This window comes from uncultured Clostridium sp. (genome assembly GCF_963515715.1).
Lineage (GTDB): Bacteria > Bacillota > Clostridia > Clostridiales > Clostridiaceae > Clostridium_AW.
The window spans coordinates 195,515-219,931 of record NZ_CAUPZS010000003.1; the positions used below are offsets into that span (position 1 = coordinate 195,515).

Annotated in this window: 24 protein-coding genes and 1 riboswitch; of the genes, 3 read left to right on the forward strand and 21 right to left on the reverse strand. The window is 30.7% G+C overall.

Annotation, left to right across the window (positions count from 1 at the left end; all coding sequences use genetic code 11):
• Nucleotides 1-5: 5 nt before the first annotated feature.
• Genes cobA through RYO54_RS04545 form a run of 10 tightly spaced genes read right to left on the reverse strand, consistent with a single transcriptional unit; the run spans nucleotide 6 to nucleotide 9,440 of the window.
• Nucleotides 6-1,466, reverse strand: a complete 1,461-nt coding sequence (gene cobA / locus RYO54_RS04500) for a uroporphyrinogen-III C-methyltransferase (protein WP_315116162.1) — start codon at nucleotides 1,464-1,466, stop codon at nucleotides 6-8.
• 10 nt (nucleotides 1,467-1,476) lie between these two features.
• Nucleotides 1,477-2,349, reverse strand: a complete 873-nt coding sequence (gene hemC, locus RYO54_RS04505) for a hydroxymethylbilane synthase (RefSeq protein WP_315116163.1) — start codon at nucleotides 2,347-2,349, stop codon at nucleotides 1,477-1,479.
• A complete protein-coding gene (locus tag RYO54_RS04510) occupies nucleotides 2,276-2,998 on the reverse strand; it encodes an NAD(P)-dependent oxidoreductase (RefSeq protein WP_315116164.1) in 723 nt (240 codons plus the stop codon). The genes hemC and RYO54_RS04510 overlap by 74 nt, the downstream gene beginning before the upstream one ends.
• A complete protein-coding gene (hemA, locus tag RYO54_RS04515) occupies nucleotides 2,956-4,152 on the reverse strand; it encodes a glutamyl-tRNA reductase (RefSeq protein ID WP_315116166.1) in 1,197 nt (398 codons plus the stop codon). Before hemA ends, RYO54_RS04510 begins: the two co-directional genes overlap by 43 nt.
• Before the next feature lie 24 nt (nucleotides 4,153-4,176).
• Nucleotides 4,177-4,878: a CbiQ family ECF transporter T component gene (locus tag RYO54_RS04520; protein WP_315116168.1), complete on the reverse strand. Its 702-nt coding sequence runs from the start codon at nucleotides 4,876-4,878 to the stop codon at nucleotides 4,177-4,179.
• The gene (locus tag RYO54_RS04525; RefSeq protein WP_315116169.1) at nucleotides 4,841-5,140 is read right to left on the reverse strand and encodes an energy-coupling factor ABC transporter substrate-binding protein; all 300 of its coding nucleotides are present in this window, start codon (nucleotides 5,138-5,140) and stop codon (nucleotides 4,841-4,843) included. Before RYO54_RS04525 ends, RYO54_RS04520 begins: the two co-directional genes overlap by 38 nt.
• Nucleotides 5,141-5,863, reverse strand: coding sequence for an energy-coupling factor ABC transporter permease (locus tag RYO54_RS04530; protein ID WP_216440119.1), 723 nt, complete (start codon nucleotides 5,861-5,863; stop codon nucleotides 5,141-5,143). It lies immediately after the preceding gene.
• A gap of 11 nt (nucleotides 5,864-5,874) precedes the next feature.
• A complete protein-coding gene (locus tag RYO54_RS04535) occupies nucleotides 5,875-6,975 on the reverse strand; it encodes a histidinol-phosphate transaminase (RefSeq protein ID WP_315116172.1) in 1,101 nt (366 codons plus the stop codon).
• A gap of 3 nt (nucleotides 6,976-6,978) precedes the next feature.
• Nucleotides 6,979-7,956, reverse strand: a complete 978-nt coding sequence (gene cbiB / locus RYO54_RS04540) for an adenosylcobinamide-phosphate synthase CbiB (protein WP_315116212.1) — start codon at nucleotides 7,954-7,956, stop codon at nucleotides 6,979-6,981.
• An 11-nt stretch (nucleotides 7,957-7,967) separates the two neighbouring features.
• Nucleotides 7,968-9,440 carry a cobyric acid synthase gene (locus tag RYO54_RS04545; RefSeq protein ID WP_315116173.1) on the reverse strand — a complete coding sequence of 491 codons (1,473 nt, stop codon included), beginning with the start codon at nucleotides 9,438-9,440 and terminating at the stop codon, nucleotides 7,968-7,970.
• Between the two features lie 206 nt (nucleotides 9,441-9,646).
• Nucleotides 9,647-9,821, reverse strand: a riboswitch (cobalamin riboswitch).
• A gap of 237 nt (nucleotides 9,822-10,058) precedes the next feature.
• On the opposite strand from RYO54_RS04545, the gene RYO54_RS04550 reads away from it, so the two are divergent.
• Nucleotides 10,059-10,796, forward strand: coding sequence for a FadR/GntR family transcriptional regulator (locus RYO54_RS04550; protein WP_315116175.1), 738 nt, complete (start codon nucleotides 10,059-10,061; stop codon nucleotides 10,794-10,796).
• Nucleotides 10,797-10,870: 74 nt separating this feature from the next.
• Here RYO54_RS04550 and RYO54_RS04555 read toward each other — a convergent pair whose 3' ends face one another.
• The 8 genes from RYO54_RS04555 to cobC form a co-directional block, all read right to left on the reverse strand.
• Nucleotides 10,871-11,812, reverse strand: coding sequence for an AEC family transporter (locus RYO54_RS04555; protein ID WP_315116177.1), 942 nt, complete (start codon nucleotides 11,810-11,812; stop codon nucleotides 10,871-10,873).
• 62 nt (nucleotides 11,813-11,874) lie between these two features.
• Nucleotides 11,875-13,140 (reverse strand): Glu/Leu/Phe/Val dehydrogenase, encoded by a 1,266-nt coding sequence (locus tag RYO54_RS04560; protein WP_315116179.1) that lies wholly within the window; start codon nucleotides 13,138-13,140, stop codon nucleotides 11,875-11,877.
• Between the two features lie 17 nt (nucleotides 13,141-13,157).
• Nucleotides 13,158-13,520, reverse strand: a complete 363-nt coding sequence (locus tag RYO54_RS04565) for a DUF1667 domain-containing protein (protein ID WP_315116181.1) — start codon at nucleotides 13,518-13,520, stop codon at nucleotides 13,158-13,160.
• Nucleotides 13,517-14,758, reverse strand: coding sequence for an FAD-dependent oxidoreductase (locus RYO54_RS04570; RefSeq protein ID WP_315116182.1), 1,242 nt, complete (start codon nucleotides 14,756-14,758; stop codon nucleotides 13,517-13,519). Before RYO54_RS04570 ends, RYO54_RS04565 begins: the two co-directional genes overlap by 4 nt.
• Entirely contained in the window at nucleotides 14,758-16,212 is a 1,455-nt protein-coding gene (locus RYO54_RS04575) for an NAD(P)/FAD-dependent oxidoreductase (RefSeq protein ID WP_315116184.1), read from the reverse strand. The genes RYO54_RS04570 and RYO54_RS04575 overlap by 1 nt, the downstream gene beginning before the upstream one ends.
• A 299-nt stretch (nucleotides 16,213-16,511) precedes the next feature.
• Nucleotides 16,512-17,270: an adenosylcobinamide-GDP ribazoletransferase gene (gene cobS, locus RYO54_RS04580; protein ID WP_315116187.1), complete on the reverse strand. Its 759-nt coding sequence runs from the start codon at nucleotides 17,268-17,270 to the stop codon at nucleotides 16,512-16,514.
• A gap of 11 nt (nucleotides 17,271-17,281) precedes the next feature.
• Nucleotides 17,282-17,839 (reverse strand): bifunctional adenosylcobinamide kinase/adenosylcobinamide-phosphate guanylyltransferase, encoded by a 558-nt coding sequence (gene cobU, locus RYO54_RS04585; RefSeq protein ID WP_399549045.1) that lies wholly within the window; start codon nucleotides 17,837-17,839, stop codon nucleotides 17,282-17,284.
• Between the two features lie 14 nt (nucleotides 17,840-17,853).
• Entirely contained in the window at nucleotides 17,854-18,447 is a 594-nt protein-coding gene (gene cobC / locus RYO54_RS04590; RefSeq protein WP_315116190.1) for an alpha-ribazole phosphatase, read from the reverse strand.
• A 174-nt stretch (nucleotides 18,448-18,621) separates the two neighbouring features.
• Here cobC and RYO54_RS04595 point away from each other — a divergent pair, with 174 nt between their 5' ends.
• Both RYO54_RS04595 and RYO54_RS04600 read left to right on the forward strand, forming a co-directional pair.
• Nucleotides 18,622-19,518: a HAMP domain-containing sensor histidine kinase gene (locus tag RYO54_RS04595; protein ID WP_315116191.1), complete on the forward strand. Its 897-nt coding sequence runs from the start codon at nucleotides 18,622-18,624 to the stop codon at nucleotides 19,516-19,518.
• Nucleotides 19,519-19,789: 271 nt separating this feature from the next.
• Nucleotides 19,790-20,707: an EamA family transporter gene (locus RYO54_RS04600; protein ID WP_315116192.1), complete on the forward strand. Its 918-nt coding sequence runs from the start codon at nucleotides 19,790-19,792 to the stop codon at nucleotides 20,705-20,707.
• Nucleotides 20,708-21,035: 328 nt separating this feature from the next.
• On the opposite strand, the gene RYO54_RS04605 is transcribed toward RYO54_RS04600, so the two are convergent.
• From RYO54_RS04605 to RYO54_RS04615, 3 genes are all read right to left on the reverse strand, one after another.
• Nucleotides 21,036-21,896: a HAMP domain-containing sensor histidine kinase gene (locus tag RYO54_RS04605; protein WP_315116194.1), complete on the reverse strand. Its 861-nt coding sequence runs from the start codon at nucleotides 21,894-21,896 to the stop codon at nucleotides 21,036-21,038.
• A gap of 198 nt (nucleotides 21,897-22,094) precedes the next feature.
• Nucleotides 22,095-23,321, reverse strand: coding sequence for a peptidase T (gene pepT, locus RYO54_RS04610; protein WP_315116195.1), 1,227 nt, complete (start codon nucleotides 23,319-23,321; stop codon nucleotides 22,095-22,097).
• 22 nt (nucleotides 23,322-23,343) lie between these two features.
• On the reverse strand, nucleotides 23,344-24,291 hold the full coding sequence (locus tag RYO54_RS04615; RefSeq protein ID WP_315116196.1) for an L-lactate dehydrogenase: 948 nt from the start codon (nucleotides 24,289-24,291) through the stop codon (nucleotides 23,344-23,346).
• Between the last annotated feature and the right edge of the window lie 126 nt (nucleotides 24,292-24,417).

Genomic DNA, 24,417 nt, shown 5'->3' on the forward strand with positions numbered 1-24,417 from the left:
TAAACCTATTTATTTTCCAAAAGTTTTTTAATTATTCCTTCGTTTGAATATTTATCGCATACAGTATGTTCTATGCCATGCTTTTGAAGCTCTTTTGAAGTTATAGGGCCAATAGCTAAACATTCCTTGCTCTTTATAGCTTCCACTCCAACCATATCTATCATGTTTCTTACTATGCTTGGGCTAGTAAATAAGACTATGTTCACATTATCAAATATTTCCCCTTCAGGTAAATCCCCTTTAGCTATACTATAAGTAGTTACTTCATCTACTAAAGTTTTCTCCTCTATTAATGCTTCAACTAAATATTCTCTAGCTTGAGCTGAACGAGGGAGAAGTATTTTATCTCCTTCTTTTACATGAGGCTTAATTTTATTGAATAAATCCTCTGCTACAAATTCTTCTGCCATAATTTCTGGTTTTATTCCTCTTTTAATCAGAGCTTTTTCTGTGGCAGGTCCTATAACAGCAAATTTTCCTTTTATGTTTCTAATGTCATATTCTTTTTCTACTAAATAATCAAAGAATATATTTACAGCATTTACACTGGTGAAGAGGATAAAATCATATTGTGATAATTTATCCATATATGAGTTTAAGTTTTCCCCTGTGTTTACTATCTTTATAGCATTGATTTCTGTGGTTTGTGCTCCTAAATCTCTCAACTTTTCTATAAGTTCTCCCGCCTGTTCCTTTGAGCGAGTTACACATATGTTTTTACCGAAAAGGGGCTTCTTTTCATACCAGTTAAACTTATCATTAAACTGAACCACATCACCTACAAGAATTATACAAGGAGATCCTATTCCCTTTTCTAATGCCTTTTCTTTTATGTCTTTTATAGTTCCAACTACTTTTCTTTGAAGAGAAGTAGTTCCTCTCATTATTATGGCACAAGGGGTAGATTCATCCATGCCATTTTCTAAAAGCCTTGAGGTTATTATATCCAAGTTATTGAATCCCATTAAAAATATTAAGGTTCCTCCAACTTTTGCTACTGCATTCCAATCTAAGTTAAGTTTATCTGCAGTCATTCCTGTAAATACATGAAAACCTTGAGCTATAGCTCTGTGAGTAACTGGAATTCCCGCATAGTTTGGAACAGATATAGCTGAAGTTATACCCGGTATTACTTCAAATTCAATATTTTCTTCTAATAATGATAGTATTTCTTCCCCTCCGCGACCGAATACGAAAGGGTCCCCTCCTTTTATTCTTCCTACTATATGTCCTTTTTTAGCAAGATTAACTAACATTTCATTTATTTCATCCTGGGTTTTATAGTGACATCCAGGTTCTTTTCCACAGTAATATATTTCACATTTTTCATCTAAATATTTTAATATCCCTGGAGATGCTAGTCTGTCATACATAACTGCAGTACATTTTTTTAATTTATTTATAGCCTTTAGTGTGATTAGCTCCTCATCTCCTGGTCCTGCTCCAATTAAATATACTTTACTCATAGTCTACCTCCTAAGCCATTTCAATTTTCTTGGCTAAATTTTTTCCTAAGTTTATAAAATCTTCTTTTTTGCCTTCTATATCTTTTTTTACTATTTTTCCATTGACTTCAAAGATTCCTACCATATATAACATATCACCTTTAATTATTGCATTAGCTCCTATGGTGGAATGACAATCTCCTTTTAACTCTTTCATAAAGCTTCTTTCAGCTTCCACACAAATTCTACTTTCTTCATGGTCTATATGCTTAACATATTCGTAAGCTTCTGACCCTACCTTTGTTTCCACACCTAGCGCTCCTTGTCCTATGGCTGGCACCATCTCCGTAACCTCAAAATAATTTGTTATTACATCTTCCATTCCAAGTCTATTTAATCCGGCGGAAGCGAGTACAGTTCCATGTAAATTTAATTCTTTTATTTTTCTTATTCTAGTCTGTACATTTCCTCTTATTGGTACTATCTCTACATCTGGTCTTAAAAGTTTTAACTGTGAAGCTCTTCTTCTGCTGCTAGTTCCAACCTTAGCTCCCTCTGGCAAATCCATAAAAGGAGTACCATCTGCAGATATAAATACATCTCTTACATCTTCTCTTTTCGGTATTGCGGCTATTTGAAATTCTTCTAGTATTTCATAAGGCATGTCTTTCATACTGTGTACTGCAATATGAGCTTTATCCTCTAATAGAGCCATTTCTATCTCTTTAATAAATAGCCCTTTACCTCCAATTTTATCTAAGGTTTTATCTAATATTTTATCTCCTAAGGTTTCAATTAGTAACTTTTCACATTCTACATTATTCTTTTCTTTAATCATATCTATTATTAAATCCGTTTGAGTCTGTGCTAGGATACTTTTTCTCGTAGCTAAAATTAATTTCAATTTCATTACCTCCATAAAACATTTTTAACACTTTATTATGAACATTTTTTTCAAAAAAGAAATAAAAGTCATCTGTGTTTACAAAGTTTGTTATTTCATTTTTCAAAGGATTATCCTTTAAACTATTTCTTAATTTACAACAGTAATCCACAAAATCGTCATATTCCTTAGCTACATCTGTCAACTTATTAGTCAAGTAAACAGAAGTCTTAGGACTACCTTCCTTAGTATTTAGTGAAAGATTTATATATTTAGTTTTTCTTTGACAAGGTACTAAGAACATTCCTCTTCTAAACTCACTAGAATCGGAGTAGAGCTTACAATACTTTTCACAATGTTTTTTTATTAATTCCCTTGTATTATTATCATCTATAGCTATTATTACTAAATGATAATTTAATATATAATCTTCTTTATAATCATCTCTTATGAATTCAATATTATGACTACCCTTTAACTCATCAAAGCTATTGGTGAATTCTTTAGAAAGCATGGTCACCATACATCCATTCTTCATAAAAGTCTTAGCTTTTATAAAGCCTGCCCTTCCTCCACCTATAATCAATACCCTTATCTTATTGGATATTAATGAAATATTAGTGTAGTCTATTTGGTATTGTAAAATATTCTTTGAATTATATTCAGGCATTCCTCATACCTGCCTTTCAATTGTTCTTCTTTTAATACTTCTATTGCTCTATTTACATAGGCATCAGAGGTGCTTTTTAATAGCATTTCAGCCAACATCTCTTTATCCTTAGTTTTTGATTTATTCTTAAAGGTCTTATACCTCTTTCTATATACAACTTCTCCAAATTCTTTTAGTTTCTCTATTTGAGGAGATATTTCTCTTATCTTTTGCCAATCCTTAAAATCATTGATGTACTTATCTAAAATATATTTATTTTCTTCCATCTGTAATTTTCTTTTCTGACAATTCTCATCGTTTAATAAACTAATTTTATCTATATCGTATACCTGAATGTTATTAATCTTTTCTATTCCCTCTTCTACATCTCTAGGTACTGCTAAATCGAAAATCACCAATTCTTTTTCTGGCAGATCATTCTTATGTACCACTGGGTGTGGTGCAGAGGTTGAACATATTATGCAATCTACATCTTTATAAAAATTCTGCCTTTCATTAAAAGGTATTGCCTTTACCCTGCTATCTTCTATTTCAACAAGCGAAGGGTTTCTAAGGGATATATATAATTTATTAAAACTGCCAGACATTATATATTTACAGGCTAAACTACCAATTTCTCCATAGCCAAGAACCATAAAATTCTTTGCACCTAAGCGTCTACCTTCATTTACTGCTATAGACGCAGAGGAAACAGGTATAGTGTATAACTTAGATTTAAATCTAAATTCCTTTCCACAGGTTATTGCCATTTGAAATAGTTTTTGAATCTCTCTTTTTATAGTTTTATTTGTTAATGCTATTTCATAGGCATCTTTAACTTGACCTAAGATTTGATCTTCACCTAAAATTGAAGAATAGAATCCGCATACCACGTTCATTATATAATCTACAGCTTCATCATCTTTATGGAAAAATGTATATTTTATATATTCTTTACTCCAGTTTAATCTTTCAAAAATCTCATCAATTATTTCACCATAGTCTTTTGGGGTGGAAAAGTATACTTCTGTTCTATTACAAGTACTAAGTATTAATACCTCGTCACAAATTTCATTAAGCTTCAAAAGATAATCTTCATAACGTTTTGGTATTATACTTAACTTTTCCCTTATATCTAGCTTTATATTATTTCTGATACCAATAACTCCTATCATTCTCTTTCACTCCATAAAGTTCAATTATTTTAAATATATCGCAAGAAAAATTAATATAAAATTATATATACATATAAATATAAATCTCTTATAAGAAAAATTAAAGTCTATGGCAATGTAAGGAGTATATCCTCTATAACATCTGCTATCTAACCCATCCTTTATATTTTTCCATCTCTCCATAGTATTCACAAAAAGTAATGCCGCTATTTTACCCGTACTTTTTATTTTTGAGGAAAATCCATCAAATCCTCCTCTTGATTTCATTGCGTTGTGCATAATATTATATTCATCATCTAATATCATTAAAAATCTTTCCATAGATTTTGCAATATCGCATATATCCGTTAACCACTTATTTTTAGAAAAATAATATAATATGTGTTCTATAGGAGTAGTTAAAGTAAAAAAAGAAAGACTTAATCCAGAAAATAAACATTTCAATATAATGACATATACATACTTAAGTCCATAATCAAAAACGAAAGTTAACGACGAAAAAGCAGCAAAGGCTGCTATTTTAAAAGCAAAACTAGCTACAATTTTCATATTATTTTTTATGATAATATGCATTAAAAAAAATATCATTATATTACCAAAAATTACCATAGGATTATATATAAACCCCATGATAATTATTGGAACTATAGTCATAAATATTTTTTCTAATGGATGAATATAGGTTAATTTATTTCTCTTCGACAGCGCAATTACTAACTTTAGCATTTTTCTTCTTTCCTATATAATACCCCATGAATCCTGCTCCTATAGCAGCTTGAGCTGCAAACAATAAACTCTCTATTTCCCCTGAAGGTGGTTCCCATAATGCTGAAAACCATGGTTCATAATCCCCTCTTGTTTCAGCTATTACATCTTCTATCATTCCGTCTGCCCCTTCGAACTCTCCGCCTCTCATGCTACCTATAGCTAAAGAACCTATTATAACTATAAAACATGCAATTAATAATGATATTGTTCTCTTTTTCAATTATTTCACCCCGCTAAGTACTTCTATTTCTTTAGAAGAATATTTTTCAATAAATTCAAAAATTATTACTGTAAGCAATCCTTCTACTATAGCTAAAGGAATTTGAGTTATAGAAAATATTGAAAAGAATTTTCCAAAAGAAGCTATTATTCCACCTTGCTGTGCTGGGAAAGCTAAAGCTAACTGCACTGAAGTAACAAAATATGTTGCTAAATCACCTATTGCTGCTGCTAAAAACACCCCTAGTTTTTTATTTTTATTTTTTAATGCAGTGTATATTAAGTAAGAAACTATTGGTCCAACTACGGCCATTGAAACCACGTTAGCGCCAAGAGTTGTTATTCCTCCATGGGCTAAAAATATAGCTTGGAATACAAGAACTATCAATCCTACTACTGAAGATATAAAAGGTCCAAAAATTATAGCTGAAAGCCCTGTTCCTGTTGGATGAGAACAGCTTCCTGTAACTGAAGGTATTTTCATAGCTGAAAGTATAAATGCATATGCAGCTACAAGACCTAGAAGCATTTTAATATCTTTATTTTTACTAGTGCTTTCTTTAATCCCCTTTATTCCCATTATTACAAATGGCAGAGCAATTACAAAATAAATTCCCGACCACATCGGTGGCAAAAATCCTTCTGCTATGTGCATGGCTGATGCACTTGACGTCATTGTAAACACCATAGCCATCATCATAAATAGTGTAAACTTTTTACTCATTTATAACCCTCCTATAGATTATATATTATTTTTTTTAGTACCTGTAATAATTTATCGTTGTTCAATCTATCTTTGATTGCAAATCTTACATAGCTTTTATTAAGTCCAATATAATTATTGCATTTTCTTATGACTATTCCTCTTTCTAGTGAATACTCGTATAATCTATCGCAATCAATATTTTTTAGTTTACATAAAATATAGTTTCCATGGGTATCAAATACCTTTTCTATAATATCTAATTTCTTTAGTTCTCCTTTTAGATACTCTCTCTCTACTTTAATCCACTCTATTGATTCATCAATATAATTTCTATCTTTAAGTACATATTTAACTGCTAGCTCTGCAAAAGCATTTATGTTCCACGGATTTTGCTTTTCTTTTAATTTATCTATGAAATCCCCATCTGCACAAATCCCATATCCAAATCTTATTCCAGGCATGGCATAGAATTTTGTTATAGCTCTTATTATAAATAGAGATTTATAATCTTTTAATTGATAAATAAAACTTTCCTTATACCTTCCTGTAAACTCTACAAAAGCCTCATCTATTATTATCTTCTTGCCTTCTTTTTCACAACGCTCTATTATTGGCAAGAACTTTTCTTTGTCTATTATCCCACCATTAGGATTGTTGGGATTCCCTATGATTATAGCTTCTACACTGTCTAAATTTTTAGCTATAGCTTCGTAGTCATATTCCATATCTTCATTTAATGAAACACATACTATATCCACTCCCCATTTCTCAGCACTCTCATAATACTCTCCAAAGGATGGGATAATTATCATAATGCTTTTGAAACTGGATATAGTTAAATCAATTATTTCTGCTGCTCCATTGCCCAGTATAAAATCTTCTTCATGAACTAATTCTAAACTTCTATCTCCATGGCCAAATAATATCTCTACATTATTTATATACTCTTTTAGATTTGCTCTTAGTTGTCTATATTGAAGATCTGGATATCTTGTTATATTTAAAATTCCTTCATTTAAATTATCTATAAACCCCTTGGGTACACCTAATGGATTTATATTAGAACTAAAATCTATTAATTCTTTCCCCTTTAATATTCCTTCTGTATAAACATCTCCACCATGTTGCACTTGTTACACTCCCTTTATGTTTAAAGTTAAAATCACTATACCAAATGCTATTAAAAATAGTATTTCTGATGCAAACATTAATTTTATGCTTCCAAATATATGGTTATAGTTTAAATCTACTTTTTTATCTCCTATAGTTGGCTTATATACCACTTTTCCAAAGTAAGTATTAGTACCACCTACTTGTATACCCATGGCTCCTGCTGCTGCTCCTTCTGGATAAGCACAATTGGGACTTTTATGATTCTTCCTGTCCCTAATCATCACTTTAAAAGATTCTATAATATTTCCACCAACCACAGGGGAAGATAAGCCTATTAAAACCCCCGAAAATCTAGCAGGAATATAATTAAAAACATCATCTACCTTCGCTGGAAAAAAACCTATATTAATAAATCTTTCATCCATATATCCAAGCATTGAATCCATGGTATTTATGCCTTTATACATCATAGCCAGTGGAGCCCCTCCTACTAATCCATATAAAAGTGGAGCAATTACTCCGTCTGCTGTGTTTTCTGCCACAGTTTCAATATCAGCTCGTATTATTTCATCCTCCATTAGAGACTTTGTATCCCTACCTACAATGTAGGATAATTTTAATCTAGCATCTTCTATATCTTCATTTTTCAAAGCATGGTACACCTTAATAGCTTCATTTTTTAAACACTTAGCTGAAAGAGTTGTCCATAGAATAACTATGTTTAATACATGATATATCCATTGATTACCCTTAGTTAGATATAATAGGCTGTAGGGAATTAAAAAAGATATTGTGGCAACTATCATAACGATAAATCCGCCAAAAACTTTTAACCCTTTACCATTTTCAATATACTTTCTTCCTTTTTTCTCTAAATAACTTATTAACTTTCCTATGTAAATAACAGGATGCGGAAACCAATAAGGATCTCCTATAATCCAATCTATTATTACTGCTAAAGTTAAATCAATAAAATTATTTAATAAAAACGAAACTATGGTAATCACCTCTACCTATTTATTCCCATGATTCTATATAAATTTTCAATATCTATATTTTTTCTAACTAAGTCTGCTAGTTCATCTAGATTTTTTTCTCTAAGATTTTCGTAGTGAAGAGACTCTCTTTCTTTTAGTCCCTTAGCTACTCTCACTTTATTTAATATTCTTTCTCTAAATTCAATTCCATCAAATAGACCATGGATATAAGTACCCATTATATTTTCTCTATCATTTATTGCCCCATCTATTCTATTTGCATCTTTTCCATTTTCATTATAAATAGTAAACATTGGAGCTGCAGTGTTTCCATAGTTTGAAATACCCATATGTATTTCATAACCATATACCTCTCCATAATTTCCTTTGGCTTTTACCCTAGTGGTAACCTTTTCCTTTTCAAAGGTTGTTTCAATATCCAAAAGTCCCATTCCATCGACTTCTTTATTATCTGTTTCTACTCCATGTGGGTCTTTTAAAACATTACCAAGCATTTGATAACCGCCGCATACTCCGATGATAAGTCCCTCTTTTGAGTATTTTTTAATTGAGTCTTCTAATCCACACTCTCTTAAAACTAATAGATCATCTATGGTATTCTTAGTTCCAGGAATTATCAATAAATCCGGATCACCGAAGTTTTCCTTTGCTGTTATGTATCTTATAGATACATCTTCCTCAACCTTTAAGGCATCAAAATCTGTAAAATTTGAAATATGAGGTAGTTTTATAACTGCAATATCTAAGTCTGCTTTTTTATTCTTATTAAAATCTACTGCTCCATCCTCATCCTCTAAATCTAAAGTAAAGTGAGGAACTACTCCTACGCAAGGTATCTTAATTATGTCTTCTAACATTTCTACCCCTGGTTTTAATATTTCTATATCCCCTCTAAACTTATTTATTATAGTACCTTTTACTCTTTTTCTTTCTTCTTCAGTAAGCAGTAACATAGTGCCTGCAAGGGAAGCGAAAACTCCACCTTTATCAATGTCTCCAGCTAAAAGCACTGGAGCATCTACCATTTCAGCAAATCCCATGTTTACTATATCTCTATCTCTTAAGTTTATTTCTGCTGGGCTTCCTGCTCCTTCAATAACTATTATGTCAAACTGTTTTTCTATATCTTCAAATTGAGTTTTCAATTTTTGAGCAAAGTCCAATTTCATATTATGATATTCCATGGCTGTACTATTTCCATAGACTTTTCCATTGAATATTATTTGACATTTCTTATCGCTAGTGGGCTTTAACAATATAGGATTCATATAAGCTTCTGGTTCTAATCCCGCTGCATAAGCTTGAAGAACTTGGGCTCTACCCATTTCTAAGCCATCATTAGTTATATATGAATTTAATGACATGTTTTGCGATTTATATGGACAAACAGAATATCCATCCTGCTTAAATATTCTGCATAACGCAGTAACTAAAATACTTTTTCCTACTGAGGAACCTGTCCCCTGAATCATTATCTTTGTCAATTTAAACACCTCTTTAGTAAAAATAGGCTGTGTTCTAGAGTTTGATAGGAGAATTTTGTTCTAGGAGGTCTAGATTAATCTAAGAACACAGCATTCAATATATAATATATAAAAATAGCAGACGAACTACTCGCCTGCTGATGGAAACCATAAAAAAAGACCGACAAAAGCCGGAATCATTTATTAAGATCCTTTCCCGCCGAAAGCTCATTCTCTAAAATTCAGGCAGGTCTCCTGGCTCATGATTCTTCCTCTCCTTCTCCTTCCCCTTGCGAGTGGACATTAAAGGTTCGTCATCAATTACAGTAGCGGGGGCTGCTGTGGAATTCAACCACATTCCCTTTTCACCTAATACTAGGCACCTGAAATTACGTATTCATTTATCATAATTAGTGTACTACACGTTCTATAATTTGTCAATATGTTTCAATTTTCTAACTGTATACTATTCAAAGCCTTATTTCAACTAATATATATGTTTTTTTATATAAAATATAAGAAATCCTATTGTTCCTACTATTGGTGTTAGTATAATATAGTGTTAGTATAATACTATAGACACATAAAGCCATAGAATTATGTGCAGAGCTATACAAATACATTGATGAGGTGAGCACCATGAATAAAATAAATATCAAACCTGTTAAGAGTAAAAAAGCGTATTTTCAAATAATTGAGACATTTATTCATTTAATTATTGATAATCAGCTTGAATACGGAGAACGATTATATAATGAAGCAGAATTAATGGAAATTTTAAATGTCAGTCGACCAACTTTGCGAGAAGCCTTGAGGGTTATGGAATTTTTAGGAATCGTCGTAGTATCACCTAGAAAAGGAATTGTCATCAGCGATCCGAAAAATAATAGCTATTATTTACCACTTACATATATTCTAGCTTTTGAAAAAACAAGTAATACAGATCTTTTTGAACTTAGAATGGCTATAGAATTAGAAATGGTAGGCCTTGCAACATCTAGAGGAACAGAAGAAGACTTTGCTAAGATAAAATGTCTTTTTGATGAAATGGTTGATTTTCCTAGAGGAGATATAGAAAACTTTACCCGCTTAGACCAATCCTTTCATATGAGTGTCTTAAGCTGTGCTAAAAATGACTTATGTTTTAAATTAATGTATACTCTTAATACATTAATTTACGATCAATTGGAACAAATACATAGAGCTTTAACAAATGACGATAGAAAAAACACCATACAAAAGCACAAACGCATATATGAGGCACTCATAAGCAGGGACGAAAAATTGGCAAGAGAAGCCATGAGAGACCATCTAGAACATGCCTACGGGGTCACTAGACAGCTTCCAAGTGTTTTTTATAATACCTTCGGAAAATAGTAAATTTCCAATAAAAAACCTTCTTTCCACCAAGAGTTGAAAAGAAGGTTTTTTATTATTTATATCTATATATTTTATTGAAGAAGTATTTTATATACAGGGATTATAAATAAACTTAATATAGTAGTTATAGTGATCATAATAGCAGCATATTCATAATCTGCATCATAAGATTTAGATACTATAGCAGTATTAGTCATTACTGGCATAGCAGCTTGAATAATAAATACTTTTGTCATAAGCGCATCAGGTAAAGGGAAAACTTTACATAGCAATACTACCATTAGAGGTGATATTATAAATCTTCCCAATAAAATACCCCAAACATCTTTATTAAAATGCATTCCTTTTAAATCTATATGATATATTGTATTACCTATAAACATCATAGATAAAGGAGTAGTTAAATTACCTAAATATTTGCAAGTATCCATTGCAAACTTAGGTACAGGAATAGCTAAAAGTATTAATATTATAGCTACTATAAATCCCATTAATGGAGGGGAAAATATTCTTTTTATAGTATTCATTGATAAAAGCCCTTGGGATTCGCCTTTTCCATCTTTACTTATTTCAAAAACACCTATAGTCCAGAAGAAGGTAGTATTAGCTATATAATATAGCAAAACATAAGGAATACTTTCTGAACCAAATAAGGCTAGGTTAACTGGTAATCCAATAAATATAGTATTAGATACGAAAAACATAGATAAAAAAGATCCACGTCTATTGGGAGTAATATTAAAAACTTTTATAAATATCTTACCTAATAAATAAGTAAGAGCTATGGATAGAAATGGAACTATAAGCCCTCTCCCCAAGCTTAAAAGTTTTTCTCTATCAAAATCGTTCATGAGATTATTAATCATCATAGCTGGTAGAGATACATTTATAACGATTTTCGAAAATAATTTAGCTCCTCCGTTATCAATCCACTCTTTTTGTGTTAAAAAATATCCAATAGATATCATTATAACAATACTAAATATACTGCCAAAAGCAGTCAAAAGTTCCATAAAAAATCCCCCTTTAAATTGAATATATTCGAAAATCCTTATGCCTCCGCTTATCTTTAATTTTAATACCAACCTCTATACTTCATTGTTTCCGCCAATTTGTTTATAGCATACATATAAGCAGCATTTCTCATGGTACAATTAAACTTCTCTTTCATTGCCCAAACATTGTTAAAGGCATCTACCAAAAATTCTTCTTCTTTTTCCTTAACCTGTTCTTCATTCCAGTAGTAGTTATCTAAGTTTTGTACCCATTCAAAATAAGATACTATAACTCCACCTGCATTAGTTAATATATCTGGTGTAACTTCAATTCCTTTTTTCTCTAATATTTCATCTGCTGCAGGAGTAATTGGACCATTTGCTCCTTCACAAATTAATTTTGCCTTTATTAAGTTAGCATTATTAAGATTTATAGAATTTTCTAAAGCTGCAGGCACTAGTACATCCACAGATAGGCTCCAGAATTCCTCTTCTTTTATTTCAGAACTTCCAGGAAATCCAATCAAAGTTCCTTTTTCGTTAAAATAACTTACTAATTTTTTAATATTTAATCCTTTTTCATCATGTATAGCATAAAATCCTTTTTCTCTATCCCATTCTGCTATACTAACTACTTTTCCACCTAAACTTTCTATACAAAGGGCAGCATTGCTTCCTACATTTCCAAAGCCTTGAACTGCTATAGAAGAATTATTTAGGCCTTTATTTAGCCTCTTTAAAGCTTCTTTAAGAACTATAGCTATACCTAAGCCTGTGGCTTCACTTCTACCCTTAGAACCATTTAATACTACCGGCTTACCAGTAAAAGTTCCCCAGGCATTTTCTCTTGAAAGTTTATTATACTCATCTGCCATCCAGGCAATTATCTCAGCATTTGTGTTTACATCTGGAGCTGGAATGTCTAAATCTTCACCTAAAACTTCATAAAGTTTTTCCACATATCCTCTGCTCAATCTTTCTAATTCACCTTTAGATAGGATTTTAGGATCTACTATAATCCCACCTTTACCTCCACCAAAAGGAATATTAGCTATAGCACATTTAAAGGTCATCCATATTGATAATGCTTTTACTTCATCCAAATTTACTCCTTGATGAAATCTAATACCACCTTTTGTAGGACCCATGGTGTTATTATGTTGACTCCTATATCCTTTAAATACTTCTATAGATCCATCATCCATTTTAACTGGAATGCTAATCTCCATAACTCTACCAGGTTCTTTAATTAGTTTATAAACACTTTCACTTAAATTTAAGCTTTTGCAAGTTTCTTTAATTGTCTTTTGTACGTTTTTAAGGGGATTTAACTCTTCAACATTCATAATTTCATCTCCCAAATTTACTTCTTGTCCACAGAACTTGTAGCAATAATGTCTGAACCTAGACCAAGAATGTTTTCAATAATTACTTCATTAACTTTTATAGGTGCATCAACTTCTATTTTTTTTATCTCTTCTATAATATCAAATATTTTGCCTTTAGCAATAGCTTTTGTTGTTCTTACGCTAACAAGAGGCATCTCACCATTATTTATTTTTATTAGTGATGAGATTGTTCTTTTAGGATCTTGTATTTCTTGTGTTACATATTCTTCTCCTCTTTTGCACAAAGCTCCACCTACATTTTTTATATTCTTTCCTTCTAAATCTACAGATAATTCACATCCGTTAGGGCAAATTATACATGTTATCTCCTTACTCATTGAGCTACCACCACCTTAATATTTTCTTTACTAATAATGTCTTCTTTTTTTAATATTATGTGTATCATCTCTGCTGGATTTAATTTATTAAGTTTCTTTACTTTAATTACTTTTTCACCCTGTTTAATTTCTATTGCTCCATTCCTTGAAGGTCTGCTTACCCTTAAAGATAGCTCTACCTCTTGTTCTCCGCTTATTTTTTGTGGAACTACATTGTTAACAGTCTTATCTGTTGTTATTGTAATTTTATTTTCATCTTGTTTTTCATCTTTTATATATTTCGCTGCTGCTTCTGCTAATCTTTCTCCCTCATCAGATACAAAATCCACCAAGTCATGCACATGAAGAACGTTTCCAGCTGCGTAAATTCCTTCAACACTTGTTTGTAGATTTTCATCTACAATTGGACCTTTTGTTCTTTCATCAAGTTCTACCCCTGCTTTAAGGGATAATTCATTTTCCGGAATAAGTCCAACGGATAGTATCAATGTGTCACATTCATATTCCTTTTCTGTCCCTTTAATAGGTTGTCCGTTTGCATCCACTTCGTTTACAGTTACTGCCTTTAACCTTTCTTTCCCTTTGATATTTGTTACGGTATGACTTAAATATAGTGGAATATCATAGTCATTTAGGCACTGTTGTATGTTTCTAGGCAATCCACTAGGATAAGGTAGTTTTTCTACTACTGCAAGTACCTTTGCTCCCTCCAAAGTAAGCCTTCTTGCCATTATAAGTCCGATATCTCCTGAACCTAATATCACCACTCTTTTTCCTACCATGATATTTTTCAAATTAATATAGCTTTGTGCTACACCTGCTGTAAATACTCCCGCTGGTCTTGTTCCAGGTATACTAATAGCTCCTCTTGTTCTTTCTCTACAACCCATTGTTAGCACAACTACTTTAGCCTTATATTTTTTAAGCCCATCTCTTGTAACCGCTGTAACTTCCTTGTTATTTGTAAGATTTGTTACAGTTGCTTCTGTTTGTATTTGAATATTAGCTTTTTCTACCTCTTCTATAAATCGATTTGCATATTCAGGTCCACTAAGAGCTTCTTTAAATCTTACTAGGCCAAAACCATCATGAATACATTGTCTTAATATTCCCCCAGGCTTTTTTTCTCTTTCTAATATCAAAATGTCTTCTATGCCTTTTTCTTTTAGCTTTAAGGCTGCCGCAAGTCCTGCTGGACCTCCTCCAATGATAACTGCATCTTTTAATATCGCTTCCATTATCTTACGCCCCCTAAAAACATTTTTCCCTGTTCTCTTGAGTAAGCTACTTCATCTATTTTTTTATTTTTTTCTTTCATAATAAGTTCTGCAATTCTAGTTTGGCAATATCCACCTTGACATCTTCCCATCATGGCTCTCGTTCTATATTTAATACCAGTTACTGTATCTACCCCTAATGTATTGTTTATTGCTTGTAGAATTTCTCCTTTTGTAACCGTCTCACATCTACAGATGATTTCTCCATAGTCAGGGTTTTGTTTTATAAGTTCGGCTTGTTTTTCCTCAGATTGCTCTGAGAATTTCAATATTCCTTCTCTTCTAGGGTTGAAATTTTTATTTTCTTTTAAGTTTTCCTTGTTTTTAATTTTTTCTACTACATATTTCGCAATTGGAACTGCAGAAGTTAATCCTGGAGACTCAATTCCAATTAAATTAATCATATTTGGTACTTCTTTTCTTTCTTCTATTACAAAGTCCGCATATCCACCTTTTTTCTTATCTACTAACTTTGGTCTAATCCCTGAGAAATTTCTAATGAAATGTTCTCTTTTTATTTGCGGTAATATCTTTCCCCCTTCTCTTACAAGCATGTCCATAATCTCTTGAGTTGCTGAGTAATCATCATTTTCATCAATGTATTGAGCGCTCGGTCCAATAAATACATTGCCATGAATTGAAGGAGTTAAATGTATTCCTAAGCCTCCCTCTTTCTTATTAGGAACTGGATATGCTGGAATATCTAAGAATTCACCTGCTTTTTGATCAAGAATGAAATACTCTCCTCTACATGGATAAATTGTGTAATCTTTAATACCAACCATTCTTGCTATTTTGTCAGAATTTAATCCAGCACTATTAATTACCCACTTACTATGATAAGTTTCTTTATTTGTGGTGATTTCATAACATGCTTCTTTTCTTTCAATGCCAGTTACTTCTCTTCCTAAATAGAAATCCACACCATTTTCACATGCATTTTCAGCTAACGCAATTGTGTATATAAAGGGATCTAATATTCCTGTCATTGGAGAATATAATGCTGCTTTTCCTTCCACATAGGGTGCCAATTCTTTAATTTTTTCTGAAGGTACAATTTCTAAACCTGGAACACCATTTCTATCTCCTTGTTCCTTTAACTCATTCAATACTTTTATATCATCTTCATCAAAACCTGTTACGAGCTTACCTGTTCTTTTAAAAGGTATATTAAGCTCTTCTGCAACCTTGTCAAAACCTAAGCAGCCTTCTACACAAAATTTAGCCATAAGAGTTCCTGGTCTGTTGTTAAATCCAGCATGAAGCACTCCACTATTTCGTCCGCTTGTCTCACATATTACATCTTGTTCTTTCTCTAGCACCCCTATTTTCAGTTCATACCTTGAGAGTTCCCTTGCAATTGCACTACCAACTACTCCTGATCCAATAATTATTACGTCATATTGTTTTTGCATTTTTATTCACCTCTTACTATATTTTTTAGATTTTTCATGGCCAAATAAAATATATTGCTTCAAATTTTATAAACTATATAGAAAAACATTACTTATTAATTTGTTACATTTAGTTCAATTAGTATACTAATTGAACTTAGTATAATTTTAACTCTTTCGAAATATTTTGTCAATTTATTTTTCGAAATATTTAGTAAATTAATTTTCTATATTAAAAATCCCTTAAAATTAATTTATAGTTAACTCTAAAGGATTTTTATAAAAATATTTTTATAAATTTCGAAAAAATATTTTTAATATTATTTATTTAAAAGAGCTGTAAATAATACGAAAATAGCCAATTCAACAAATTCATTATTTGCTCCAAGACAATCTCCTGTTATTCCACCAATTTTTCTATTACATAGCCTTAAGAATAACAATGTAACCGCTAAGGATACCAAGATTGAATAAATACCATATCTTACTCCCACTAATAAAAAGGAGGAAATTGCAGCAATGTTAAGACTTACAATAAAGTGCCCTACTGAAGTGTTTCCTATAAATAAATTTCCCGTTCCTTTTGGTTTTGCATTCTTTCCTATTAAAAATAATAATACTAGTGTAAATCTGCTAATTATAGGGGCAACTATTATAACATTACCCATTCCTTTTGAAATAATAAAAGACAAAGAAGCATATTTTGTTAATATGTTAAACATTAGAGCTACTGCGGCGTAGGTGCCAATTCTGCTATCTTTCATTACTTCAATTATTTTTTCTTTATCTCCTTTAAAGGAAAAAAAACCATCGAATATATCTCCAAAACCATCTTGATGAAGGCATCCCATAAGTATTATACCTACGGCTAGTACAAATATGGCCGTAATATTAGCTGGAAATACTTTTATACACAAATAATAAACCAACCATTGTATACATCCAATAATTAATCCTACTAAAGGTAACATAGCACTTCCATCTCTAAAATTTTTACTATTACAGGGAAGGCTTTTTTTTACCGGCAATCTAGTTAAAAATTGTATCATAAGTAATAAATCTAAAAAGTACTCTTTCATTTATGTCACTCCTATTTGATTTTTAATGGCTGGCCACAGCATACTAAGTAAATTTCGTCACTTAAACTCCCAATATACTGGTTTACAAAACCTGATACATCTCTAAAAATTCTTCCTAACTTTGTAGGAGGTACTACTCCCAAACCTACTTCATTAGTAACCATAACTAAAGTTTTATCCATTTCTTTTGCTTTAGTTATGAGCTTGTAAAATTCATCTTTAATTTTAGCTGTAATTTCATCCACTTCTTCCATGCTTATTTCTTCTAAATCTTTATCTTCACTAAACATTATATTAGTGGTCATTATGGTTACACAGTCAAGTAATGCATAATTTTTTTTACTTTTCTCTAAGGCTTTATGTAAATCTAAATACCCTTCATATGTCTCCCAATTATGATTTCTTCTTTCTATATGTTTCTTTACTCTATCCTCCATTTCCTCATCCGTGATTATGGAAGTAGCGATGTAAAGAACATCATCATTACCCTTTAATAAATCCTCTGCGAAGGTACTTTTACCACTCCTTGCTCCTCCAGTAACTAAAATAATTTTACCCATGCTATCCACTCTCCTATTAAATATTAAATTTCCACTGGTATTATAGAATCTATATAAATATTGCCATATTCATATTTTATTAAGGTCATATCTCCATTTCTACTGCTAATTTTCCAAAATATATCCAAGTTCTCTCCAAGTATGTATGAATAAATGCTTTTCATAACTCCTCCATGAGCAACCACTAGAATATCTTTCTCTTCTCCTCTTAGTATTTCCTCAAAGAAGTCTTTAACTCTATCATAAAATTCTATATAACTTTCCCCATTGGGTATTTTATATTCTTTCCAATTATTACACCAATTCTTCCACTCCACTGAATAATTTTCTTCTAACTCCTTATGATCCTTTCCTTCAAATATTCCCATATCCATTTCATTAAGCCTTCCATCCTCTATCAACTCATATTTACTATTCTCTAATATAATATGAGCTGTTTCTTTGGCTCTTTTCATCTCACTAGTAAAAATCTTATCAAAATTTATTTTTTCAATCCTACTCTTTATTATGGATGATTGATGCCTTCCATTTTCATTTAAACTACAATCTATTTTCCCATAATAAGTCTTATTATAATTATTATCCGTTTCTCCATGTCTCACTAAATATATATTCATTATTGCACTACTCCTAATGTTTTATATATTTTATAAACTATTAAAAATATATCACTTTAAAAAAATAAATGCAATTATATAAGAATATTTTCTAACTTTTTACATTTATTTAAAGGATTTTTATTCTTTGCATAGAATATTGTAATTATGTTTCAATCTTTGGGGGGTTGTAGTATGTATATAGTTGATAAAATTGAATCGAATGAAGATGTTTTGTACAATTCCTATAGTAGCACTGTATTTATAAATAATATAATTAACGATAACTTAGATAGATTTGAGAATATTAAATCAGAATTTTTTACAAATATTGTACATGAACTAAGAACACCTGTTAATATAATATTAGCTGCTATTCAATTGTTAAATATGGATATAAACGATGAAATTAATTTATCTAAATTAAAAAAGAAAGATTATTGTGATAGTATTAAACAAAATTCATTTAGATTGATTAAAATGATAAATGATATATTAGATTTATCAAAAATTGAAAATGGTTGCTATAATTTAAATTGCCATAATTATAACATTATAAGCATTGTGGAAGATGTAGTTTCTTCCGTAGCTAATTATATTGAAGATCAATCAATTTGTTTAATTTTTGACACAAATGTGGAAGAAAAAATAATTGCCTGTGATCCGGAAAAAATAGAACGAATTATGCTAAACTTAATTTCTAACTCAATTAAATTTACTAAACCTGGTGGAGTCATCAAAGTGATTATAAAGGATAGAAAAGATTCTGTACTAATTATAGTAAAAGATACAGGCTGTGGCATACAAAAGGATGATTTGAAAAATATATTTAATAGATTTACTCAAGTGGCCGAACCTTCGCCTAAAAGTATTGATGGTTCCGGCATAGGATTATCTCTAGTTAAATCTCTTGTTGAATTACATAAAGGTACTATTAAAGCTAAAAGTGTATATGGAAAAGGAACGGTAATGATGATAGAATTACCTGCATTAAAAACAGAAAATTCTAAAGATTATACACTATGTGATAAAAATTTAAACAAAGATATTACCGAAAGACTTAACATTGAATTCTCTTATAACACCAAGTAATACATGTAACAAGTTGTATGACTTAACATATAATATATTAAACTAGTATTAGCCTTTATTCACCAGGAGGTGTTTTATATGTTTTGTGGGTTTATATTCTTCTTTATTTTCTGGCTAATATTTTTAATATTCTTATTTAGAATTTTATTCTGCTTATTTAGTTGTAATCGTTGCTGCAGATGCTAGATTTATTTAGGGGAAGCCTAATCAAGGGTTTCCTCTTTTTGAAGTTATAAATTAACTTATATTTTTATAAAGGAGTATGTTATATATGTTTTATTTATTACTAGCTATATTGTGTAGTTCATCTATTGCTTTGATATTTAAGTATAGTGAATCTAAAAATATAAATAGATACACTTTAACATCAAGCAATTATTTTGCTGCATCTTCTATTAGCTTAATTCTTATACTCACAGAGAGAGTCCCTTTCATTAAAAAGCCTTCTATCCAAGCATTTAATAGCCAATTTTCTAAAGTCATTATACATAACCAGGGTTTATTCTCCCCATCAGCTAGTTTAGTTTGGGCGATTATGTGCGGCATTTTATTTGGATTATTTTTCTTCTCCTCTTTTATATATTACCAAAAAAGCGTTAAAGATAATGGTGCAGGGCTATCTGGCGCTTTTTCAAAAATGGGTATATTAATTCCTATGACTTTTTCTATAATTTTATGGAAGGAAACCCCTACAGTTCTGCAGTGGTTTGGTATACTACTATCTTTACTTTCTATAACCATAGTTAATATATCTTTTGATAAGAAAAGCGTTACTAAAATAAATCCCTCATTATTGCTATTATTTTTTTTAGGTGGAATGGCTGACTTTTCTAATAAATTTTTTCAAAAATATGCCTTATTGAATTATAAAAATGTTTTTTTATTTTTTATTTTCTTTACAGCTTTTATAATTAGTGCAATTTTCACTATTAGAGATGAAAAGAAAATTATTAAAAGAGATATACTCACAGGAATTGCAGTAGGTGTACCTAATTTTTTCTCATCCTTTTTCTTAATCCTTTCATTAGATAGCCTAACTACTTCTGTTGTTTACCCCGTCTTTAGTGCTGGAAGTATTGTATTTATAAATATATTGAGTTATATAATATTTAAAGAAAAATTAATGCCAAAAGAAAAGCTTTCTCTTGGGTTTACTATAATCTCTCTGATATTTATTAATATAAAATAATAAAATCCCTAGCTGATAATTTTATCATAGCTAGGGATTTTATATACTCTGGGGGAATGAATTTGATTCCAACTTTTTTTGTTCATCTCCTATCATTCGCAAATTTTATTCTTCTGTTTCTGGTTTTTCTATGCTTTCTTCTAAGCATTCTTCAATAACTTCTTCTGTTAATACAAACATTCTTTCATCGATCATATGCTTACCTCCTTATTATTTATTCTTTATTCTTTTCACTAGATTAGTATATCACCTTTTTAAAAAAATGCAAGCGTTTTTAAAGACACTTGCATTTTGAAAACCTTTAACTATATTAAATTTCTGTTAATTTTCATTGATTCATGAAGTCTGAAAATTCTACACCAACTATTTCCGCATTTATTTGCTTAATATTACTTTTTTCTTCATTGTGAATAATTCTGCAAGGTAAGGATATTATAAATTCACTTCCCTTCTCATATTCGCTATATAAATTTATATCTCCTCCATGCATTTCTACTAAAGATTTCACTAAAGGAAGCCCTATTCCACTTCCATGATAATCAGAACGAATATTATCATCAACTTTTTTATATCTTTCAAAAATACATTTCTGCATCTCTTTTTTAATACCTATGCCAGTATCCTTAATAGAAATTATCATTTTATCATTGATTTCGCACATACTAATATCTATTTTCCCACCTTTTGGTGTAAATTTAGCTGCATTAGACAATAAATTTAATATTATTCTTTCTATTTTTTCTTTATCACAAGCCATTATCCTCTCTTCTATTTCAGTATCAAAAGTTATATCTATACCCTTATCTTTTATAAATGTTGAAACTGTTTGAACCACTTCTTCAACTACGCTTACTATATTATAGTTATCTAATGAAAGATTAGAGTAATTCCCATGAATTTTTGTAATTTCAATTAAATTATTAATTAATTTTAATAGTCCATAGGAATTTTGTTTTACTACTACCATTCTATTATTTAAGTTAGAGCTATTATCGATTATATCTCCATTATCAATATTAAATTGAATTAACTTTATACTATTTATTATTATATTTAAAGGCGTCCGTAAATCATGGGCAACATTTACAAAAAATTCAGTTTTTAATTTGTCCCTTTCTTCTAGTTCTTTTATTCTTCTCCGTTCATAATATACCAGAACTAGCAACATCACCATAATGATATAAGTCATTAATATTTTCCCCCTTACAATATTAATTTTTTGTTGAATTTATGAAACCATTATAATTATTGCCGAAAATTTTCATATAAATACCTATATATACTATATTTTAACATTATGTGCTTACCATCTCAACAAAATTCAACATTGATTCTACATAAAAAGACTGCATATACTATAATATATGCAGTCTTAAGGAAAATATTACTATAATTTGTTTGTTAGTTCTACAATTTTTAAGATGACTTCTACGGTCTTTTCCATGGCAAAGGTGGGGATATATTCAAACCTTCCATGAAAATTATGACCTCCTGTGAATATATTTGGAGTTGGTAACCCCATAAAGGATAGTCTCGCCCCATCTGTACCTCCTCTTATTGGAGCTACATTAGGTTCTACCCCTACTTCTCTCATGGCTTCATGAGCAATATCCACTATATATTTTACTTCTTCAATTTTTTCTTTCATATTATAATACTGATCTTCTAATTCTAGTATTGCTGTGTCTTCCCCATATTTCTTATTTAACTCTCCCACTATTTTTTCTAAATTACTTTTCTTATTTTCAAAACCTTCTTTAAAAAAGTCTCTGATTATATAACTTAATTTAGTCTCTTCCACCTCTCCTTGTATGGATGTTAAATGATAAAAACCTTCATATCCTTCTGTGTTTTCTGGTACTTCATCTTTAGGTAGAGCATTCATTAATTCACAAGCAATTTTCATAGAATTAATCATTTTATTCTTAGCGGAACCTGGATGAACATTTCTTCCTTTGATAACTATATTAGCTCCTGCAGCATTAAAGTTTTCATATTCAAGCTCTCCTAATTCTCCCCCATCTATTGTGTAGGCAAAATCCGCCCCAAATTTCTCTACATCAAAATATTTTGTTCCATTTCCTACTTCTTCGTCTGGAGTGAATGCTATACATATTTTACCGTGTGGTATATGTGAGTTATTACAAAGATACTCAAGAGCAGTCATTATCTCAGCGATACCAGCTTTATCATCCCCTCCTAGAAGAGTAGTTCCATCTGTGGTTATTAATGTCTTCCCAATATAATTTTTTAGTTCAGGTGAATCTTTAGGAGAAAGTACTATATTTTCTTCCACGTTCAATACTATATCTTTACCATCATAATTTTCTACTATTTTAGGATTTACATTTTCTCCACTTAAATCTGGACTTGTGTCCATGTGAGCTATAAATCCTACTGCTGGTACCTTCTTATCTACATTAGAGGGCAATTCCCCTAAAACATAACCATATTCATCTATCCTTACATTGCTAAGTCCTATTTCCTTTAACTCTTTTTCTAATTCCCTAGCTAATATCAATTGTTCTGATGTGCTAGGATAAGTATTTGAATTTTCATCTGATTTTGTATTGTACCTTACATATTTTAAAAATCTTTCTACAACCTTACTCATGCTATCTCCCCCTAATTTCATATTAATAATTAATTTCCTTTAAACTCTCATTAAGAACCTCTGCTGATCTTTTCAGTTCATCTAATTCTTCCTTATTTAACTTAACTTCTAATACTCTTTTCACTCCACCTTCTCCAACTACACAAGGTACTCCCATGTATATATTATTAATTCCAAATTCCCCTTTTAATAGAGTTGAAACAGTAAGAATAGAATCTTCGTCTCTTATAATAGCTTCAACAATTCTTCTTACAGCTAAGGCTATGGCATAAGAAGTATTTCCTTTTCTATTTAAAACCTCATAGGCAGCATTCTTAACATCTTCATATATATTCTTCTTAAAGTCTCCCTCACATTTACCGCAAAATTTCTTGCAATACTCATCCACATCTATACCTGCTATGTTAGTAAGACTCCAAGCTGCTATTTCAGAATCACCATGTTCTCCTAATATGTATGAATGTATATTTCTAGCATCAACATTAAAATGATCACTTAATAAATATTTAAACCTGGAGGTGTCTAAAACCGTTCCTGATCCTATAACTCTTTCAGGAGGAAACCCTGATAATTTATATGTTACATAGGTCAATACATCTACTGGATTGGATACTACCGTTATTATGCAATTAGGACTATATTCTACCACTGGAGGAACTATTGACTTAAATACTTTATAGTTTTTATTTATTAAATCTAATCTAGTTTCTCCTGGTTTAGGACCCATTCCAGCTGTAATTATTACTATATCTGATCCTTTTGTGTCCTTATAGTCACCTGATATAACATCTACGGGCTTTAAAAAAGAAACTCCATGAGCTAAATCCATAGCTTCCCCTTTAGCTTTTTCTTTATCTATATCTACTATTACAATCTCTGAGGCTAGACCCTCCATCATTATGGCATAGGCGGTAGTTGCACCAACAAATCCTGCTCCTATTATAGATATTTTAATTCCTTTTTTATTCATAATTTCACTCTCCTATTCTTCGCCTATTATTTTACACCAATACTTTGCTTATTATTTTGTATCATCCTTTCTATTTATCCGATGACTACCATCCGTAATACTCCCATCGCACTCTGTGAAAGCGAT

Bases quoted from the DNA above. Each gene is read 5' to 3' on its own strand.
- cobC (WP_315116190.1), bottom strand. From the start codon at position 18,447: ATGAATATATATTTAGTGAGACATGGAGAAACGGATAATAATTATAAT.
- cobA (WP_315116162.1), bottom strand. From the start codon at position 1,466: ATGAGTAAAGTATATTTAATTGGAGCAGGACCAGGAGATGAGGAGCTA.
- RYO54_RS04600 (WP_315116192.1), top strand. From the start codon at position 19,790: ATGTTTTATTTATTACTAGCTATATTGTGTAGTTCATCTATTGCTTTG.
- RYO54_RS04510 (WP_315116164.1), bottom strand. From the start codon at position 2,998: ATGCCTGAATATAATTCAAAGAATATTTTACAATACCAAATAGACTAC.
- RYO54_RS04530 (WP_216440119.1), bottom strand. From the start codon at position 5,863: ATGAGTAAAAAGTTTACACTATTTATGATGATGGCTATGGTGTTTACA.
- hemA (WP_315116166.1), bottom strand. From the start codon at position 4,152: ATGATAGGAGTTATTGGTATCAGAAATAATATAAAGCTAGATATAAGG.
- RYO54_RS04595 (WP_315116191.1), top strand. From the start codon at position 18,622: ATGTATATAGTTGATAAAATTGAATCGAATGAAGATGTTTTGTACAAT.
- RYO54_RS04520 (WP_315116168.1), bottom strand. From the start codon at position 4,878: ATGCTAAAGTTAGTAATTGCGCTGTCGAAGAGAAATAAATTAACCTAT.
- RYO54_RS04550 (WP_315116175.1), top strand. From the start codon at position 10,059: ATGAATAAAATAAATATCAAACCTGTTAAGAGTAAAAAAGCGTATTTT.
- RYO54_RS04615 (WP_315116196.1), bottom strand. From the start codon at position 24,291: ATGAATAAAAAAGGAATTAAAATATCTATAATAGGAGCAGGATTTGTT.
- RYO54_RS04605 (WP_315116194.1), bottom strand. From the start codon at position 21,896: ATGACTTATATCATTATGGTGATGTTGCTAGTTCTGGTATATTATGAA.
- RYO54_RS04575 (WP_315116184.1), bottom strand. From the start codon at position 16,212: ATGCAAAAACAATATGACGTAATAATTATTGGATCAGGAGTAGTTGGT.
- cobS (WP_315116187.1), bottom strand. From the start codon at position 17,270: ATGAAAGAGTACTTTTTAGATTTATTACTTATGATACAATTTTTAACT.
- RYO54_RS04565 (WP_315116181.1), bottom strand. From the start codon at position 13,520: ATGAGTAAGGAGATAACATGTATAATTTGCCCTAACGGATGTGAATTA.
- RYO54_RS04560 (WP_315116179.1), bottom strand. From the start codon at position 13,140: ATGAATGTTGAAGAGTTAAATCCCCTTAAAAACGTACAAAAGACAATT.
- pepT (WP_315116195.1), bottom strand. From the start codon at position 23,321: ATGAGTAAGGTTGTAGAAAGATTTTTAAAATATGTAAGGTACAATACA.
- RYO54_RS04570 (WP_315116182.1), bottom strand. From the start codon at position 14,758: ATGGAAGCGATATTAAAAGATGCAGTTATCATTGGAGGAGGTCCAGCA.
- RYO54_RS04555 (WP_315116177.1), bottom strand. From the start codon at position 11,812: ATGGAACTTTTGACTGCTTTTGGCAGTATATTTAGTATTGTTATAATG.